The sequence below is a fragment of the Alteromonas sp. 4NH20-0056 genome (genome assembly GCF_057539655.1).
This window is the reverse complement of record NZ_BAAJLS010000004.1, coordinates 129,123-144,976: the sequence shown is the minus strand read 5'-3', so window position 1 is coordinate 144,976 and position 15,854 is coordinate 129,123. Positions and strand designations below refer to the sequence as shown.

18 protein-coding genes are annotated in these 15,854 nt (G+C 45.6%); 7 read left to right on the top strand and 11 right to left on the bottom strand.

What is annotated here, in order from left to right:
- The first annotated feature begins 10 nt into the window (after positions 1–10).
- On the top strand, positions 11–616 hold the full coding sequence (locus AC27EZ_RS09280) for a ComF family protein (RefSeq protein WP_487135054.1): 606 nt from the start codon (positions 11–13) through the stop codon (positions 614–616).
- Here AC27EZ_RS09280 and AC27EZ_RS09275 read toward each other — a convergent pair.
- Positions 606–3,155, bottom strand: a complete 2,550-nt coding sequence (locus AC27EZ_RS09275; RefSeq protein ID WP_487135277.1) for a M14 family zinc carboxypeptidase — start codon at positions 3,153–3,155, stop codon at positions 606–608. The two genes, AC27EZ_RS09280 and AC27EZ_RS09275, sit on opposite strands and share 11 nt — an antisense overlap.
- Positions 3,156–3,344: 189 nt before the next feature.
- On the opposite strand from AC27EZ_RS09275, the gene nfuA reads away from it, so the two are divergent.
- The 4 genes from nfuA (at position 3,345) to AC27EZ_RS09255 (ending at position 5,357) form a co-directional block, all read left to right on the top strand.
- On the top strand, positions 3,345–3,923 hold the full coding sequence (gene nfuA / locus AC27EZ_RS09270) for a Fe-S biogenesis protein NfuA (protein WP_421132915.1): 579 nt from the start codon (positions 3,345–3,347) through the stop codon (positions 3,921–3,923).
- Positions 3,924–3,931: 8 nt separating this feature from the next.
- Complete coding sequence (locus tag AC27EZ_RS09265; RefSeq protein WP_487135053.1) at positions 3,932–4,156, top strand: hypothetical protein; 225 nt, start codon at positions 3,932–3,934, stop codon at positions 4,154–4,156.
- 86 nt (positions 4,157–4,242) lie between these two features.
- Positions 4,243–4,953 (top strand): aspartate/glutamate racemase family protein, encoded by a 711-nt coding sequence (locus AC27EZ_RS09260; RefSeq protein ID WP_487135052.1) that lies wholly within the window; start codon positions 4,243–4,245, stop codon positions 4,951–4,953.
- A 20-nt stretch (positions 4,954–4,973) separates the two neighbouring features.
- Entirely contained in the window at positions 4,974–5,357 is a 384-nt protein-coding gene (locus AC27EZ_RS09255) for a VOC family protein (RefSeq protein WP_487135051.1), read from the top strand.
- 47 nt (positions 5,358–5,404) lie between these two features.
- Here AC27EZ_RS09255 and AC27EZ_RS09250 read toward each other — a convergent pair whose 3' ends face one another.
- A complete protein-coding gene (locus tag AC27EZ_RS09250) occupies positions 5,405–6,745 on the bottom strand; it encodes an MATE family efflux transporter (protein ID WP_487135050.1) in 1,341 nt (446 codons plus the stop codon).
- 239 nt (positions 6,746–6,984) lie between these two features.
- Between AC27EZ_RS09250 and AC27EZ_RS09245 the strand changes: the two genes are divergently transcribed.
- Positions 6,985–8,001, top strand: coding sequence for a polysaccharide deacetylase family protein (locus AC27EZ_RS09245; RefSeq protein ID WP_487135049.1), 1,017 nt, complete (start codon positions 6,985–6,987; stop codon positions 7,999–8,001).
- 13 nt (positions 8,002–8,014) lie between these two features.
- Here the strand turns inward: AC27EZ_RS09245 and AC27EZ_RS09240 are convergent, their stop codons facing one another.
- The 6 genes from AC27EZ_RS09240 to AC27EZ_RS09215 are packed head-to-tail and all read right to left on the bottom strand — an operon-like array spanning position 8,015 to position 12,451.
- Positions 8,015–8,602, bottom strand: a complete 588-nt coding sequence (locus tag AC27EZ_RS09240; RefSeq protein ID WP_487135048.1) for a GNAT family N-acetyltransferase — start codon at positions 8,600–8,602, stop codon at positions 8,015–8,017.
- On the bottom strand, positions 8,602–9,255 hold the full coding sequence (locus tag AC27EZ_RS09235; protein WP_487135047.1) for an SCO family protein: 654 nt from the start codon (positions 9,253–9,255) through the stop codon (positions 8,602–8,604). Before AC27EZ_RS09235 ends, AC27EZ_RS09240 begins: the two co-directional genes overlap by 1 nt.
- The gene (cyoE, locus tag AC27EZ_RS09230) at positions 9,252–10,169 is read right to left on the bottom strand and encodes a heme o synthase (protein WP_487135046.1); all 918 of its coding nucleotides are present in this window, start codon (positions 10,167–10,169) and stop codon (positions 9,252–9,254) included. Before cyoE ends, AC27EZ_RS09235 begins: the two co-directional genes overlap by 4 nt.
- Positions 10,162–11,196 (bottom strand): COX15/CtaA family protein, encoded by a 1,035-nt coding sequence (locus tag AC27EZ_RS09225; protein WP_487135045.1) that lies wholly within the window; start codon positions 11,194–11,196, stop codon positions 10,162–10,164. Before AC27EZ_RS09225 ends, cyoE begins: the two co-directional genes overlap by 8 nt.
- 9 nt (positions 11,197–11,205) lie before the next feature.
- Positions 11,206–11,751 (bottom strand): hypothetical protein, encoded by a 546-nt coding sequence (locus AC27EZ_RS09220; RefSeq protein WP_487135044.1) that lies wholly within the window; start codon positions 11,749–11,751, stop codon positions 11,206–11,208.
- A complete protein-coding gene (locus tag AC27EZ_RS09215) occupies positions 11,744–12,451 on the bottom strand; it encodes an SURF1 family protein (protein ID WP_487135043.1) in 708 nt (235 codons plus the stop codon). The genes AC27EZ_RS09220 and AC27EZ_RS09215 overlap by 8 nt, the downstream gene beginning before the upstream one ends.
- Positions 12,452–12,484: 33 nt before the next feature.
- On the opposite strand from AC27EZ_RS09215, the gene AC27EZ_RS09210 reads away from it, so the two are divergent.
- Positions 12,485–12,694, top strand: coding sequence for a DUF2909 domain-containing protein (locus tag AC27EZ_RS09210; protein ID WP_421132927.1), 210 nt, complete (start codon positions 12,485–12,487; stop codon positions 12,692–12,694).
- 18 nt (positions 12,695–12,712) lie between these two features.
- On the opposite strand, the gene AC27EZ_RS09205 is transcribed toward AC27EZ_RS09210, so the two are convergent.
- Genes AC27EZ_RS09205 through ctaD form a run of 3 tightly spaced genes read right to left on the bottom strand, consistent with a single transcriptional unit; the run spans position 12,713 to position 15,848 of the window.
- Entirely contained in the window at positions 12,713–13,591 is an 879-nt protein-coding gene (locus AC27EZ_RS09205) for a cytochrome c oxidase subunit 3 (RefSeq protein ID WP_421132928.1), read from the bottom strand.
- A 24-nt stretch (positions 13,592–13,615) separates the two neighbouring features.
- Positions 13,616–14,203: a cytochrome c oxidase assembly protein gene (locus AC27EZ_RS09200; RefSeq protein WP_421132929.1), complete on the bottom strand. Its 588-nt coding sequence runs from the start codon at positions 14,201–14,203 to the stop codon at positions 13,616–13,618.
- 31 nt (positions 14,204–14,234) lie between these two features.
- The gene (gene ctaD / locus AC27EZ_RS09195) at positions 14,235–15,848 is read right to left on the bottom strand and encodes a cytochrome c oxidase subunit I (protein WP_421132930.1); all 1,614 of its coding nucleotides are present in this window, start codon (positions 15,846–15,848) and stop codon (positions 14,235–14,237) included.
- Between the last annotated feature and the right edge of the window lie 6 nt (positions 15,849–15,854).

Below are 15,854 nucleotides of genomic sequence, written 5' to 3'. Positions count from 1 at the left end.
CGACAATCATGTGCACAATCAAAACTTATTAGCCTTTGCGCCCGTGGGCCGCCACGTCCGTCATGCCCATATCGATGCACTTACCGTTTTAGGCTCACATACTTGGCCCCTATCTCGCCTCGTCCATCAATTTAAATTTCAACATTCGCTGACCGCAGGAAAGGTGCTAAGCACATGGTTCGTCAACAAGAAACAACACCACAAAGCCGCCCCTCCCACGTTGCTAATACCTGTACCTATTACGAGTACAAGAATCGCGTCTCGCCATTATAATCAGGCTGCAGTTCTTGCGAAAGCAATTGGTAACGCCTGGCACATTTGTTGTGATAATCGCTGGGCAGTGCGCAAAGGAAGTACCACGCAACATCACTTATCAAAAACAGAGAGGGTGAGTAATGCTAAAGCGGTATTTGCGCTTTCCAAGCACTGCTTAGACCGTTACATCGCACGGTGGGGTGAGAAAATAAGCGTGGCAATAATAGACGATGTTGTCACAACCGGCGTTACCGTAGATGTTTTGGCAGCGCTACTGAAGGCGCGTTATCCCAGTATTGTGGTGGAAGTCTGGGCGATGACCTTTACACCACCGCCCAAAAGTAGCCTATTTAACGAATAAAATGTGACTGATAAATAGCATTACTTAGCATTTTATTTGTACCGTACCAATAACCTCTAAATTGCGTGTCATCAGTAAAGCCAATGACTACACCATTACCCTGCTTCGTCGTAACGACCGAGGCGGTATCGGCAATAAGATCAACCATTGCTTGATGGCTGAACCCTGCCATCAACGGCGCGCTCGTGTAAGTAGAGGGCGTTGTAAAAGGTGAGTTATTACTCTTCACAACCATGTTGCTGGTTTTGAACATGGGCAGCGTATCGCCTTCGTACCCATAAAATAACGGGTGAGACGTATCAATATTGGCTTCATATACCGAACCGGCCACTAACTTTTTCGCATACAGTGCACTTCTATCACCATACGTTAAATTACGCTCGTCAAATGCATCATCTATCGCATGACGCTCTAAAATATCTACGTCTAACCAATCATTTTTGGCGAAGTATCGCAATGCAGATTTTTGTCCAATAAGCGTTCCACCGGCTTTGACCCATGCACTAAGCTGTGACTTTGTATCGTCTGACAACATGTATCTGCCGCTTACAAAGATAATATGCGTGTACTCAGGTGATATGGCACGCTGTAATTTTTGCTGCTCAACAATACTTACCGGCAGCCCAACACGGGTGTCGAAATAATGCCAAATTTCGCCGACTTCATACTCGCTAGTGCCTTCGCCGCCGACAATTAATACCTTAGGCGGTAACACCGGAGCCATACTACGACTGCCGACGTCGTTGCCTGCAGGGGTTAGGCCCGTTTTAATGCTTTTCACGTCAATTGCCAGCGAAGAAGCATAATCACTTAATAAGGTGACCAACTCGCTAGGTTGAGCTAAACCCGTGGGAATGATAATGCTGCCCGCATCGAAATGCTCCACATTGCCGTTGGTCAGCACGGCGGAGAACCCTTCTTCACTGCTTCTTACCGAAACACCATTTTCAAGCAGTGCTTGCAGTAATGCAGGCGCATAATAGTCGTTCCATGAGAACGCGTATGCGTAAGCAGCCGTTGGCAATGCATCAGCAACTGCCACTTTTTCAAGTGATGCATTTACCGCCGTTTTGATGCTTCTTGCATTACGCTTATCAACAGTTTGATAGTCAAGGTTAAACGCTAAAGCCAGATTCCATGTGGAAACATCATAGAACGTATTATTTTCAAACGACGTTTGAGTGGAGAAAAGTGACTTCACAAGACGATATTGTGGCTGCGCTACGGGGATATAAATAGCGTGTTTGGCATTAAACGCCACACCTTCTATTTTCGTGTCCTGGTTGAGGACATCGTATTTAATTTTGTGCTGAGCAAGTAATGCTAGTAACGCCTCTACTCGCCCATTGTCTTTCGGCATTGCAAGTACATATCCCGCTACATCATCATTTTTTGCGAGTTCTTTGGTGTCGTTAACAAACGCAGACTGATAGTCCAAAATTGCGGGCTTATTCGCTAGTGCCCCTCTGAAGGTACTTAATGATGTCGTGATCTGATTGGCAATAGTATCGGAAAACGCGAGATCGCCATTAATAGACGATTGTAGGTGTCCACGTGAACTTGCTTGCTCAAATAAAATACCAATGCTGCCGTGCACATCAGGGTAAGTCGAGCCTTTCCCTACGTAAAAATCATCAAACGCTTCTTCTGAAAAATAAAGCGTTCCGCTTTCATCAAATGCCTTGGCGTGAAACTTTGCTAAGGCCTCTGTTAGCGTCACGTTTTCATCTGGCGTAATGGGGTTTTTACGCGAACGAACGCCTGGCTGAAAAAAATACGTACTGTCTGTACCCATTTCGTGAAAGTCGGTAAGAATATGAGGGCGCCACTTCTGAAACTGTTTAATACGTGCACGAGACTCGGGGTGAGTCAGCAACAGCCAATCTCGGTTTAAATCAAACCAGTAGTGATTGGTTCTGCCTGAAGGCCAGCCTTCATCATGCTCGCGAGTATTACCGTCAGAAACGAGCTGCTTACCTTTATGCATATTGGCCCATTGCGCAAACCTTGATAAGCCGTCGGGGTTGAAAGACGGATCAAGAAGCACAATATTCTCTTTAAGCAACGTATCGACAAGTTCACCTTTTGCAGCAGCCAAATAATAGGCTATTGCCAGTGATGCATTAGCGCCTGAAGGTTCGTTCCCGTGTATCGAATACCCCATGTAGAAAATAAGCGGGGTGGTTTTTGATACCTGCTCGCCGGTTGTAATGGCATCCATATGGGCTTTGCGAATATCTTCAAGCTTGCTGTGGTTTTCTGGCGTCGTTATTTTCAACAGCAGCAATGGGCGATTTTCGTGCGTTCTGCCCGTTTCTTCAATCGTAATGCGATCTGAACGGTCGGCAAGAATTCGCATGTAGCTTACAAGCTGATCGTGTCGTACGTGCCACTCTCCCACGTTAGCTCCCAATACTGATTCAGGTGTTGGGATGGCTGGGTCAAAGGTAACGTCGTTTGGCAAATAAGCCTGAATTGGCTTGCCGCCCACGTCGGGTTTAACCGCTATTGCGTGCGCTGAAGTGACAAAGCACATCATTGCAGAAAGCGAGATGGTGACAGCCCACTGTCGCAGGGGGGCCATCCTAGTGGTGTTTAACAACGCTGTTAGCATAGTGTATCCCATCTTGTTGTTTTGTTGATATACCAAAATTAGTAATACTTGACTGTTTTAGTCAGGTAAATTTGTTATCATAGTAAAAGATTTAAAATTTTATAGGACTTGCTGATGATCACTATATCAGAAGAAGCCCAGGCTCACTTCGCAAAACTGTTGGATAAACAAGAGTCTGGCACGAATATTCGTGTATTCGTCGTAAATCCAGGTACGTCTTCAGCCGAGTGCGGCGTGTCCTATTGTCCGCCAGATGCAGTAGAGGATACTGATACGCGTTTACCTTTCAATGGGTTTGACGCTGTGGTTGACGAGGAAAGCGTTCCGTATCTTGAAGAAGCGGAAATAGACTATGTTACCGATCAGATGGGCTCTCAGCTAACGCTTAAAGCTCCGAATGCGAAAGCAAAGAAAGTGTCAGATGACGCGCCGCTTGCTGAGCGAATTAATTACATGATCGAATCTGAAATTAACCCACAGCTTGCTAATCATGGCGGCCAAGTAATGTTAGTTGAGATTACTGATGAAGGCTTCGCCATTCTTCAGTTTGGTGGTGGTTGTAACGGTTGTTCCATGGTCGACGTAACCTTAAAAGATGGTATCGAAAAGCAAATGCTTGAGCAGTTTGCAGGCGAGTTAAAAGGTGTGCGCGATGCTACTGAGCACGAAGCAGGCGAGCACTCTTATTACTAGCTGAACCAATGACAGACATACACACATGCTGGCAACGATTTAAACTGGGGTTAAGCCTCTTCGTTGTCGGCGTGGTGTTACTTTTTACCCTCAGTACTTACCACCCTTTACTTAACTATCTCTCGATTGCCGTTCTTATTATCGGCTTTGCTATTGCTATGCTTGGCTATTCAGGCATTTTTCTGCAACGTTTCTCTTCATTCAAAAATATCAAAAAGCCGCCAAAATTCTAACCCCTGATTCTGTTTACTTTTTCTTCACTATGCGACCAGTTACGCTATGATATCTGACATGACTTCTGATGACGTGTGCAATAACTATGAAGACGATTGGGCTAATCGGCGGCATGAGCTGGGAATCGACCGTAAGCTACTATCAGGCAATAAACAAAGGCGTTAATAAACAGCTAGGCGGCTTACATAGCGCTAAACTGGTATTGTACAGCGTAGACTTTGCCGAAATCGAACGCTATCAACATCAAGGTGAATGGGACAAGGCAGCAACAATCTTGATTAATGCCGCGAGCGCCATTGAAAAGGCGGGAGCCGATGCTGTGCTGATATGCACCAATACCATGCATAAGGTCGCTAAAAAGGTTGAGGCCTCGATTACTATTCCCCTTATTCATATTGCCGACAGCACCGCTGACGTTCTTACGCTAAACAAGGTCACCAAGGTGGGGTTGTTAGGAACGCGCTTCACGATGGAGGAAGACTTCTATACTCAGCGATTAACTGCAAATTATGGTATTGAAGTAGTAACTCCTACAGCAGAAGAACATGAAGTGGTTCATCACGTTATTTATGAACAATTATGCAAAGGCGTGATTTGTGAAGCATCGCGAGAGGCGTATATTAAGATTATAAATTCGCTTGGCGCACAAGGTGCTCAAGCCGTTATTTTAGGGTGTACTGAAATTGCATTGTTGGTCAATCAAAGCCATACCGACATGCCACTTTACGACACTACAACAATTCATGCGAACGCCGCCGTTAATTTTGTATTACAACCACGCGTTCTCGCCCCTTAACGACAATAAAAGGTAACGCAATGTTCAGTCACTTAATGATAGGTGCTAACGACTTAGAAGCATCGAAAAAATTCTATGATGCCACTTTAGCGGTGTTTGGTTATGAGCCCGGTGTCTATGATGAGCATGGACGAGTATTTTATTTCACGCCAAAAGGTATTTTAGCGCTGACTAAACCAATAGACGGTAACGAGGCCACTCATGGCAATGGCACCACCATTGGGATCGCAGCGTCGACGCCAGAATTAGTAGATACGTGGCACAAAGTGGGAGCTGAGAATGGCGGCGCACCAATTGAAGACCCTCCGGGCCTTAGAGGCACAGAAGAGCGCCAGCTTTATCTAGCGTACCTGCGCGATCCGGCGGGTAACAAGTTGTGTGCAACACATATCGTCAAAAAGTAATTGCTTACTTCTTTAAAAAGGCCACTTCACGATAATGAAGTGGCTTTTTATTCACATAATTGCCCGTTCTTATCCAACCGATTAAACACATACCAAAGCGTGATGCCTCGAGCGAATAAAAAAGCGAGTAGGGCGTACCATAAGCTAACGTTTCCTTGGTTTGACAGCATAAACCAAAGAGGAAAGTAGATGCCTACTGCGCTGATAATCATGGTATTGCGCATCGCAGCTGCCCGGGTAAGACCAACAAAAACACCATCATAAAGAAAGCACCAGTGAGCAAGTAAAGGCAGCACCATCATAAGCGGCAAGTAGGGCATCGCCGCGTTAACAATTTCTCGATGCTCAGTTAGCACGCTCACGATGTCTTCACCGAATACGCTAAAAATAATCGCATAGACGAGTGCAAACACGCTTGACCATATTAACCCTTGATAAGTTCTGCGTTTAATTCCAACGCTGTCGTTTGCACCTTTGGCTTCCCCTACTAACGCTTCAACCCCGTAGGCAATGCCATCGAGCCCAAGGGCAATAAGGACAAAAAACTGCATGAGGATGGCATTAACCGCGGCGGACGTTTCACCGTAGCGCGCCCCTTGAATAGTAAGAAATGCCAAACATGCTTGCAGCGCAAGGTTGCGCAGCAACATATTACCATTCAATTTCATCAGTATTTTTCGTGCAGCCCGATTAAACCAAAGCGCGTTAGGTTTAATAAGCCGACAATGCGTAAATGCGACAATTAGCGCCATGAGCGCCATACTGTATTCGGCAATAACGCTCGCCACTGCCACGCCTTCCACCGAGTAAGACAAGCCATAGACAAAAAGGATATCTAAACTCGCATTGAGCAAATTCCCTATAATTTGTATGACCATAACAACACGCGTTTTTTGCTGCCCCACCAGCCAGCCAATTAGCGCTAAATTTAGCATGGCAGCCGGTGCGCCCCAGACTCTCACTGAGAAATAGTCGGTGAGGTAGGTTTCTACCTGTAAGTTAGGTTGAGTCAAGTGAACGCCCATTGAGATGATGGGGTATTGCAAGAGTAAAATCATGACACCGAGCGCAAGCGCAACTGCCGTGGTTTGCCATAATACTTTTGCTGATTCAACCGAAGCATCATTACTGCCTTTTGCTTGCGCGCTTAGGCCCGTTGAAGACATGCGTAAAAACCCACAAACCCAATATATTTGCGTAAGTATCAGCGCGCCGATTGATGCCCCAGCAAGCATTGAAGCGGTATTCATATGCCCTAATACCGCTGTATCCACCAGTCCAAGTAGTGGTGTGGTAATGTTGGCCAAGATCATGGGCAGTGCCAGCGCCAATAGTCGTGTGTTATCCTGCCACAAATTAAGAGGGTTCTTCGGCGACGCCGTCGTCATAGTGCGGTCTCTTTTAAAAACTGTCGATAATGTTGAGTGTCATTCGCAATGCACGCTTCATCGTCATTTTGAAAACATGCTTTATGCGATTAAGGCGAAATAGGGAGTTTATCATGCACATTATGTTACGCGTTGCGTTGTGTCTATCGATATTAAGTCACCGTATAAACCTGGCATGTTTGCGCGGAGTACTGGTTCGACTAACGGCTTTTTTTAGTACATTACTATTAAGTATTGGTATGAGTTCAGCAGTTGAGTCGAGCGATGCCGCGCCCAATGCATCAATTTTACTGTATCACCACGTATCGAGTGAGACGCCGCCAAGTACCAGTGTTTCTCCTAGTACGTTTTTGTCGCATATGGAATATCTGAAAGATAACGCCACCGTGTTACCGCTCGACGTGGTTATAAATGCGCTCAAACAAAACACTCCACTACCTAATAATACGGTCGTTATTACATTTGACGATGGGTACCGCAATATATTAGAGAACGCGCATCCCATTTTGACTAAAATGGCGTTTCCTTACACCATTTTCATTAACCCAGCCGAGATTGGTTCTGCGCCAAAGCAGTTGACGTGGCAGCAAGTCAAAAGTATGCACGATGACGGAGTAATTTTTGCCAATCACACAATGGATCATGTTCACATGCTAAATGGGTCATTGAACGATGAGAACCATGAATGGCTAGATACAGTATGGGCGAACGTAGAGGCTGCAGAGGAAGCAATAAAAGATAGGCTTGGTGTGTCATATAAGTTTCTTGCATTCCCTTATGGCGAATTCAATATGCCACTGCTTGAGAAACTCGAGGAAGAGGGGTACACCGGATTTGGCCAACATTCAGGCGCAGCCGGCAACACCAGTCACTTTCAGGCGCTACCACGTTTTCCCGCTGCAGGGCCTTACGCGAATCTCAATACCCTTAAAACCAAAATTCACAGCTTAGCTATGCCTTTTTCTTCTTCAACAATGATAGAGCCGCAGCAAGTATCGTCAGTGCCCCCTGATAACATTACGCTAGTTATCGACAGCGACGATATTAAACCCACTCAGATTAACTGCTTCTTTGGAGGCACTCAGGTCACAACTACAAGCAATCAACACCAGGTAAATATCGCGCTAGCAGACCCTCTGCCAACGGGGCGTTCGCGTGTAAACTGCACCGCCCCCTCAAAACAGCAGCATGGCCGTTTCTATTGGTATTCACAGCCATTCTTCGTTGCTGATGAAAGCGGGCATTACCCAGACTAGGTGAAACGTTTACCTATAGCGAGCGCTGAAATCTGACAAAGCCACCGTTCACGCTATCTTCGCTAAACTGCAGACGTTGGTAAAAGCGAATGGCTGCTGTATTTTTTAACTCAACGTCTAACACAATCTTTTGCTTGTTAAGGGTGACGCCATAATCGGCCATATGCTCGATTAATTTGCGCCCCACTCCTAATCCCTGCGCTGAGGAAAGCACGGCAACGTGGCCTATCATTAACTCATTTGGTGTCGGAGGTGTTAGTTTTACCGCAATGGTTTGATTGCGCATTAAAATAGAAATCGCTTCATCCATCGAGAAAAATGACGTAATGCTGTCCAACGTAGCGCGGTCAAACGCCGCCCCAAGCTTGGTATGCCACGCAGTAACCACACCAAGCGGTTTGTCTTCTTGCGTAGCAACCCAATGATGGTTACACCCATATTGGCCGTCACCATGTTCCCACGCATGCATTAAGTAATTAAGCGCGGTTTGTTTGTCATTGTGGCCAAAAACCGCCGCAATGAGCGCCTCTGCTGCAGAAAGAATAAGACGTGCGGCCACGTCTGCATCACCAGGTTGCCCCTTTCTTATCATGACGCCCATTAGTACTTTCCTTCAACAATAACAGGCATATCTGCAAGTATTTGCTGTGCATCGCTAATAGACAGTTTTCCTGGCTCACGTTTTGGCTTAAAGCGGCCAATAACCTGTGCTTTAGGGTTTATAAGTACAATTGACGCACTATGATCGACAAGATAATTGGGGTTGTCCGTACTCTCAGAAATGGCGTACATCATTCCAAGGTTACGGGCAAGCGGGAACAGAGCTTTATGTTCGCCCGTTACTCCGATGAATGACGAATTAAAAAAACCAATGTATTCGGCAAGGCGTTCTATTGAATCACGATTCGGGTCAACCGACACAAAAACCACATCAATAGGATATTCGCTCTCAATTGACTGAAGCGATGGGTAGATACCGTTCAATTCTGCCATAGTAGTAGGGCAAATATCGGGACAAAATGTATAGCCTAAAAAGACCAGGCTCCACCGATTGGTTAACGACGCTTCATTAAATAGATTGCCCTTGTGGTCGGTAAGCGCAAATGGTGCGATAGCGCGTGGTTCGGGGTAATATTGAAAATATTGTGTTTCTTGTGCGTTATCGATACTAGGCGGTGCAATATATATTGCACCGATCATGCCTGCAACAAGAGCGATAAAAGCAACAACGCCTACAAAAATCCGTTGATTCATAAACTCAGAGGTACATAGTGATCTAAAAGTAATATCACAAACAATACCATGAGATGGATAATTGAAAACCTAAAAGTTTTCATTGCGGTTTGTGCTTCTGCAGCAAATTTAAGTTTAACCGCATAATACAAAAAGCCTAAATTAAGCAATGATGATCCCACAAGGTAAATCATGTCGCTCATACCAATTAAATACGGTAGCAAACACACAAGCCCTAACAGCACGGTGTACAACAAAACGGATGTTTTGGTAAAGGCAACACCATGGGTTACCGGTAACATAGGTATTTCGGCTTTGGCGTAGTCTTTTTCTCTGTGAATGGCTAGCGCCCAAAAATGCGGTGGTGTCCATGTGAAAATGATAAGAACTAGCAACAACGCATGGGCATGCACTTCGCCTGTCACGGCAGTCCAGCCTAATAATGGGGGCGCGGCGCCGGCAAGGCCGCCAATGACGATATTCTGTGGCGTAGCACGTTTTAAAAACATGGTATAAACCACCGCATACCCTACTAAGCTTGCAAGGGTAAGCCACGCGGTTAACATGTTAACGAAGGTGGCAAGTACAACAAAGCCTATCACGCCTAATAAACCCGCGAACCACGTTGCATGGCTAATACTTACCTTGCCTTTTGCAACCGGTCTATTGAAGGTGCGCGCCATCACTTTATCAATACGATGATCCACAATGTGATTAATCACTGCCGCAGAGGCCGACAACATACCTATACCTAATAAACCACTAATGAGTGTGCCTGCATTTACCCACGTTGGGGTGGCCAAGCACATACCCACAAGGGCGGTAAGTAATAACAACATAACCACGTTCGGTTTCGTCATTTCATAGTAGTCTCGCCAGTGTGCGGTGTTGTGACTACGTGTGTTACCGGTATAAGAAGAAAGGGATTTAGCCATGTTGGCCTCCATGGGAAAAAGAACGAGAAGAGTAGGCTGACACTACGTGCCAGATTAGACGAATTAGTGTGAGCAGCAATAATGCGGCAACGGCGTTATGCGCTACAGCAACAAAAAGAGGTAAACTAAAAACGATGTTGCTTACGCCTAAGGCAACTTGAGCGAATAAAACACCTATCATTAATACACTCGTGCGTTTAATGACCGGTGAAAATTGCGTTGTTCGCAAACACATTATTGCCAGTGCAAGCAAATACACCAGTGTAATGACGGCACCAGCGCGATGAACTATATGCATAGTCATACGCTCATCATAATCGTGCGCACCGTACTCGTAGTTGTCGGCATCTGGCACACTATACGCGCCTGGAAAGTCAAGGCGCTGTTGCCAACCTGATTCACAAATTGGCATATCGGTACATGCCAATGCCGCATAATTTGCAGACGTCCAACCGCCTAGTGCAATTTGCCCCACCAGTATGGCAACACCTATAAACGCAAACGTCGTAACGCGCTTTTTCTTGCCCGGGTTTGTTGCCGAATCGCGTATGGTATTTCCACTATCACGCTTTAATCGAAGGTAAAGAATGAAAAGGCAGGACAACACACTAAACCCACCTAAAAGGTGCCCCATTACCACCACGGGAAGCAAATTGAGAGTGACCGTCCACATTCCTAACGCGGCTTGAAAAGTGACAAGACCAAGTAACAGCAAGGGTAGTTTTAACGGCCCACCTTCACGACGGTTTTTTAACGCAACGATAGCAATAGCTAAAATACACAGCCCTAATGCGCCTGCAAAATAGCGGTGGACCATTTCATTCCATGCTTTGAATGCTTCTACTGGTCGTTCAGGGTAAGCTTGATTTGCAGCCTCAACCTTTTCTTCACTCAACGGAACGGTAATGTTGCCATAACAGCCCGGCCAATCCGGACACCCTAAACCTGCATCCGTAAGGCGTGTGTACGCACCCAAAATAATCACAAATACAGCCAGGAACAAACTGAATAGAACAAGTTTTTTCATAGACTTCTCCTACCCTATTCTGGACAGTTTTAATAACTTTTTGATGTCGGCAAGCATATTTCGGCTTTCCATCACGGCAGTTTGTCTATCTTCGTCAAGGGTATAGAACAGCATGGCATTATTCAGCGTATCAACGATATAAATGCTCTGTGTCGCAAGCGGATTATCAATAGCGGGGACAAGCTGCTTCACCTCTACGAAAGGGTAGTCGGCTAACGCTGCTACCGCACTTTGATCGCTTTGTGCGTTGACAAGCACCACGGCCTCTGCGCGGTCAGACTCCTTTCCTAGCGCTAACCATACTTGGTTAATACTGAAAAGTGCGTTTTCACATGTTGCATCGCACACGCTAGGTAGTACGTAAACCATTCGCCACTTAGGCGCTTCACCTTCCATCAAAGTCGACACATTAATTGTGGGCTCAAGCAGTGAACCTTTGTTCGTTGAACCCCGGTTAAACCAATCGTTTTCAAGCGCTATTTTTGCAAGCACGACTGGAATAACAAATACCGCTAACATTATTAGCAGCGTCTTCTTTGATGCAGTATTACTCATAACTACGTCCTTTTTTTATTATTGCTATACCACCAATAAACGCTGCAGCTAGTGCAAGTGCAAACCACTGAACGGCATAGCCTAAGTGTTTTTCTGGAGGCATGACTACTGGGGTGTACGCTCTAACGAATGTCGCGCTGTCACCGGTAAGCTGAACCACATAGGGCAGTAAATCGAGATCTAAAATTTGCTTGATACGCGCTATAGAAACTTGTTGAATGAGCGCAGGAAACTGAGGAGCACTAGATAGTGTCTCCGTAATCATTGGGTTATTTTGCGGTATACTAATAATTCCCTCAAAGTGTGAGGCGACATTGTCAATCGTAATAGCAGGAAGCGTGCGCACCTTGTCGGGTGCTTGTATCCATCCGTAATTAACTAATAGCCACCCTGCGTTGGTTAACATTGGCACAACGACATCAAAACCAATTCGGCTCTGGTGTATCTGATTATCGAGTAAAAACACATGCTGGTTATCTGCCAACCCCTCAAATGTCACCGTGACATCTCTAGGGTCGTCTAACGATAATGCGTTCAAAAGTTCAAAACTGTCATTCCCCTGTTTTTGCGTTATGCTAGCTAAACGTTGTTGCTTTTGCGTCATCCTATCTAATTGCCAAAAACCTAAGTAGCACATTGCTACAACACAGGTTGCAGTAACAAATATGGCAATAAAGGTTGAGGTACGTTTTTGCATCATTCAATAAACCAGCGCACAACTTAAGAGGTCGACATGTTAATAAAAATAATTCTGGCTGCCCTGGTGATTTACATGATAGTAAATCTGTTTTTAGCCATGAGGGTCATGATGAAAAACGACCCTAAAGATGGCCCCATGAGCAAATACATAGGCCGCAGGGTATTTACTTCTGTTGCCATTGTTACCCTTATATTAATAGCGATAGCAACAGGTCTAATTACGCCAAACCCCCGACCTTACTAGGGTTTGGCGATATTTTAGCTACAACACATAAACAAACAGATAAAGCATTACCCACACCACATCTACGAAGTGCCAGTACCAGCTGCCTGCTTGGAACGCAAAATGATTATCATGCGTGAAGTGTCCCTTTAGGACACGAAAGAACAAGACGATCAGTATGATTGTGCCCAACGTGACATGCATACCGTGAAACCCGGTTAACATGAAAAAGGTATTACCATAAATGCCTGACTGCAGGGTTAACCCTAGGTCTCTATAAGCATGAATATATTCTTCTACTTGTAGAAACAAGAAGCCGATACCCAATAGGATAGTAATGCCTAGCATAACCGTAAGTTGCTTACGCTTGTTTTGCTCAAGCCCAACGTGTGCAAAGTGAAGGGTGACCGACGATATCAACAGAATAATGGTATTAATTGTTGGTAGGCCTGCTGCGCTCATTTCGGTAGTAGAGATGCCACCTGGCGTTGTAATTAGCGGCCACATAGCCTCAAACGTTGGCCATAACACCTCGTTAGTCATCGCGTTATTTGAAGCGCCGCCTAACCAAGGTACAGAGATAAATCTCGCATAGTACAAGGCGCCAAAAAACGCGGCAAAAAACATCACTTCAGAAAAAATAAACCAACTCATCCCTTGGCGATATGAACGACCAAGTTGGTCGCTGTAAAGGCCAGACATCGACTCGTCAATTTGATTTTTAAACCATCCCACTAGCATCACTAATAAAACGGCAATACCCGCAAGCAATATTTGCATGCCGTACCCGGTTTCTCCTCGTGTTGCTTCAATAACAAAGTTGCCAGCGCCAACGGCAATTAAAAATAATGCTACCGCACCCACTATTGGCCAAGGGCTTTGGGCGGGCACATAATATCGTTCGTATTCTTGTTGCATGTATATCTCCTTATCCCGTGCCTGTTATTTACCGCTTTCAGGTTGAGGGACCATAAAGGGATTCGGGTTTGTCGTTAGGTCACTAGCACGTGCCGTGACATCGTATAAGGTGTACTGCAAGGTAAAATAAGTAATGTCTTCTGGAAGCTGAGGGTCAACGTAAAACTGCATAGGCATATACGCTTCTGCGCCCGCAGTTAATGGTTGCTGGTTAAAACAGAAACATTCGGTTTTGTTTAAATATATTGCGGCGGTACCTGGCGACACCGACGGTATTGCCTGCGCCACTATATTGCTTGATGCCGGGTTACGAACATAAAACGACACGGTGTTTAATTCACCAGGGTGAACTTTAATCCGCTTAGTTTCTGCGCGAAATTCCCAAGGCATCCCAGTATTCGTTCGCGTTATAAACTCTACCGTTACTTCGCGGCTCTCATCGATTTCTACCGACTCATACAAGGCCGCTGAGTTCTCAGTTTTTCCGTTAATACCTGCAATATCGCAGAAGACATCGTAAAGCGGCACTAAGGCGAAGCCAAAACCAAACATACCGAACACAATAACAACCAGTTTGATGACCAATTTGTTATTTGCATTTGTTTGCGTCATTGCTTCGCTCCTATTGCCGATGAGTGTTGTACTACTTCACAACCGGTGGGGTTTCAAACGTATGGTATGGTGCTGGAGAAGGAATTTCCCACTCAAGCCCTTCTGCGCCTTCCCACACTTGACTTGACACTGGCTCGCCCTGTTTTCTGCACGCTTTTATCAGTAACGCGAGGAAAATAAGTTGAGAAAGTCCAAATGCGAAGCCGCCTAAACTTATCCATTTATTGAAGTCAGCAAACTGAAGTGCATAGTCAGGAATACGACGAGGCATGCCCGCTAAACCTACGAAGTGCATAGGGAAGAACAGCACATTTACGGAAACCAATGAACACCAGAAATGCCATTTCGCTAATGTGTTGTCATACATTTTGCCTGTCCACTTAGGTAGCCAGTAGTACACCGCTGCCATAATGGAGAACACCGCTCCTGTCACCAGCACATAATGGAAATGTGCCACTACAAAGTAGGTATCGTGATATTGAAAATCGACCGGTGTTATTGCCAGCATAAGGCCAGATAACCCGCCAATGGTAAACAACACGATAAACGCAATCGCAAACATCATTGGCATTTCAAACGACAGTGACCCTCTCCACATTGTGGCGACCCAGTTAAATACCTTCACGCCTGTGGGTACCGAAATAAGCATGGTCGCAAACATGAAAAACATTTCCATGTAAACCGGCATTCCGGTGGTGAACATGTGGTGCGCCCATACCACAAACGAAAGCAGTGCAATCGACGCGGTGGCATATACCATCGACGCATAACCGAACAGCTGTTTCCGCGAGAAGGTGGGTACAATTTGAGAGATGATGCCAAATGCAGGCAAGATCATAATGTACACTTCGGGATGCCCAAAGAACCAGAAGATATGCTGGAACATTACAGGGTCGCCGCCGCCGGCTGCGTCAAAGAAGCTTGTGCCGAAGAACTTATCGGTGAGTACCATCGTCACAGCACCGGCTAAAACAGGCATTACAGCAATCAGCAAGAATGCCGTAATCAGCCACGTCCAAACGAACAATGGCATTTTCATCCATGTCATTCCAGGGGCGCGCATGTTGAAAATAGTCACGATAACGTTGATGGCCCCCATAATGGATGAGATACCCATAATGTGAACAGAGAACACAAATAACGCGGTTGAATCACCACTGTAAGTGGTCGACAGCGGTGCATAGAATGTCCAACCAAATGCCGGGCCGCCCCCTTCCATAAACAACGAACTTAAGAGAATGAGGAAAGCACCTGGCAAAATCCAAAAACTCCAGTTATTCATGCGTGGAAGTGCCATATCTGGTGCGCCAATCATCATCGGAATAAGCCAGTTGGCTAACCCTGTAAATGCTGGCATAACCGCACCAAAAACCATAATAAGGCCGTGAACGGTTGTCATTTGGTTAAAGAAGTTAGGCTCTACAATTTGAAGACCTGGCTGAAAGAGCTCAGCCCTTATCACCATGGCCATCGCCCCGCCAACTAAAAACATGATGAAGGCAAACCACAAATAAAGGGTGCCTATGTCTTTGTGGTTAGTAGTAAATAACCATCGGGTTATCCCTTTTGGGATATGATCATGATGTTCATGGTCATCACTGTGCGCCGCTGTGCCCGGCGTAACGATTTCTGTCGCTTTGCTCATAACGCG

What these genes read in the sequence shown, in the direction of transcription:
- ctaD (WP_421132930.1), bottom strand. Translation starts at nt 15,848, where the DNA reads ATGAGCAAAGCGACAGAAATCGTTACGCCGGGCACAGCGGCGCACAGT.
- AC27EZ_RS09255 (WP_487135051.1), top strand. Translation starts at nt 4,974, where the DNA reads ATGTTCAGTCACTTAATGATAGGTGCTAACGACTTAGAAGCATCGAAA.
- AC27EZ_RS09205 (WP_421132928.1), bottom strand. Translation starts at nt 13,591, where the DNA reads ATGCAACAAGAATACGAACGATATTATGTGCCCGCCCAAAGCCCTTGG.
- AC27EZ_RS09250 (WP_487135050.1), bottom strand. Translation starts at nt 6,745, where the DNA reads ATGACGACGGCGTCGCCGAAGAACCCTCTTAATTTGTGGCAGGATAAC.
- AC27EZ_RS09210 (WP_421132927.1), top strand. Translation starts at nt 12,485, where the DNA reads ATGTTAATAAAAATAATTCTGGCTGCCCTGGTGATTTACATGATAGTA.
- AC27EZ_RS09260 (WP_487135052.1), top strand. Translation starts at nt 4,243, where the DNA reads ATGAAGACGATTGGGCTAATCGGCGGCATGAGCTGGGAATCGACCGTA.
- AC27EZ_RS09200 (WP_421132929.1), bottom strand. Translation starts at nt 14,203, where the DNA reads ATGACGCAAACAAATGCAAATAACAAATTGGTCATCAAACTGGTTGTT.
- AC27EZ_RS09265 (WP_487135053.1), top strand. Translation starts at nt 3,932, where the DNA reads ATGACAGACATACACACATGCTGGCAACGATTTAAACTGGGGTTAAGC.
- AC27EZ_RS09235 (WP_487135047.1), bottom strand. Translation starts at nt 9,255, where the DNA reads ATGAATCAACGGATTTTTGTAGGCGTTGTTGCTTTTATCGCTCTTGTT.
- AC27EZ_RS09220 (WP_487135044.1), bottom strand. Translation starts at nt 11,751, where the DNA reads ATGAGTAATACTGCATCAAAGAAGACGCTGCTAATAATGTTAGCGGTA.
- AC27EZ_RS09240 (WP_487135048.1), bottom strand. Translation starts at nt 8,602, where the DNA reads ATGGGCGTCATGATAAGAAAGGGGCAACCTGGTGATGCAGACGTGGCC.
- AC27EZ_RS09215 (WP_487135043.1), bottom strand. Translation starts at nt 12,451, where the DNA reads ATGATGCAAAAACGTACCTCAACCTTTATTGCCATATTTGTTACTGCA.
- cyoE (WP_487135046.1), bottom strand. Translation starts at nt 10,169, where the DNA reads ATGGCTAAATCCCTTTCTTCTTATACCGGTAACACACGTAGTCACAAC.
- nfuA (WP_421132915.1), top strand. Translation starts at nt 3,345, where the DNA reads ATGATCACTATATCAGAAGAAGCCCAGGCTCACTTCGCAAAACTGTTG.
- AC27EZ_RS09275 (WP_487135277.1), bottom strand. Translation starts at nt 3,155, where the DNA reads ATGATGTGCTTTGTCACTTCAGCGCACGCAATAGCGGTTAAACCCGAC.
- AC27EZ_RS09225 (WP_487135045.1), bottom strand. Translation starts at nt 11,196, where the DNA reads ATGAAAAAACTTGTTCTATTCAGTTTGTTCCTGGCTGTATTTGTGATT.
- AC27EZ_RS09245 (WP_487135049.1), top strand. Translation starts at nt 6,985, where the DNA reads ATGAGTTCAGCAGTTGAGTCGAGCGATGCCGCGCCCAATGCATCAATT.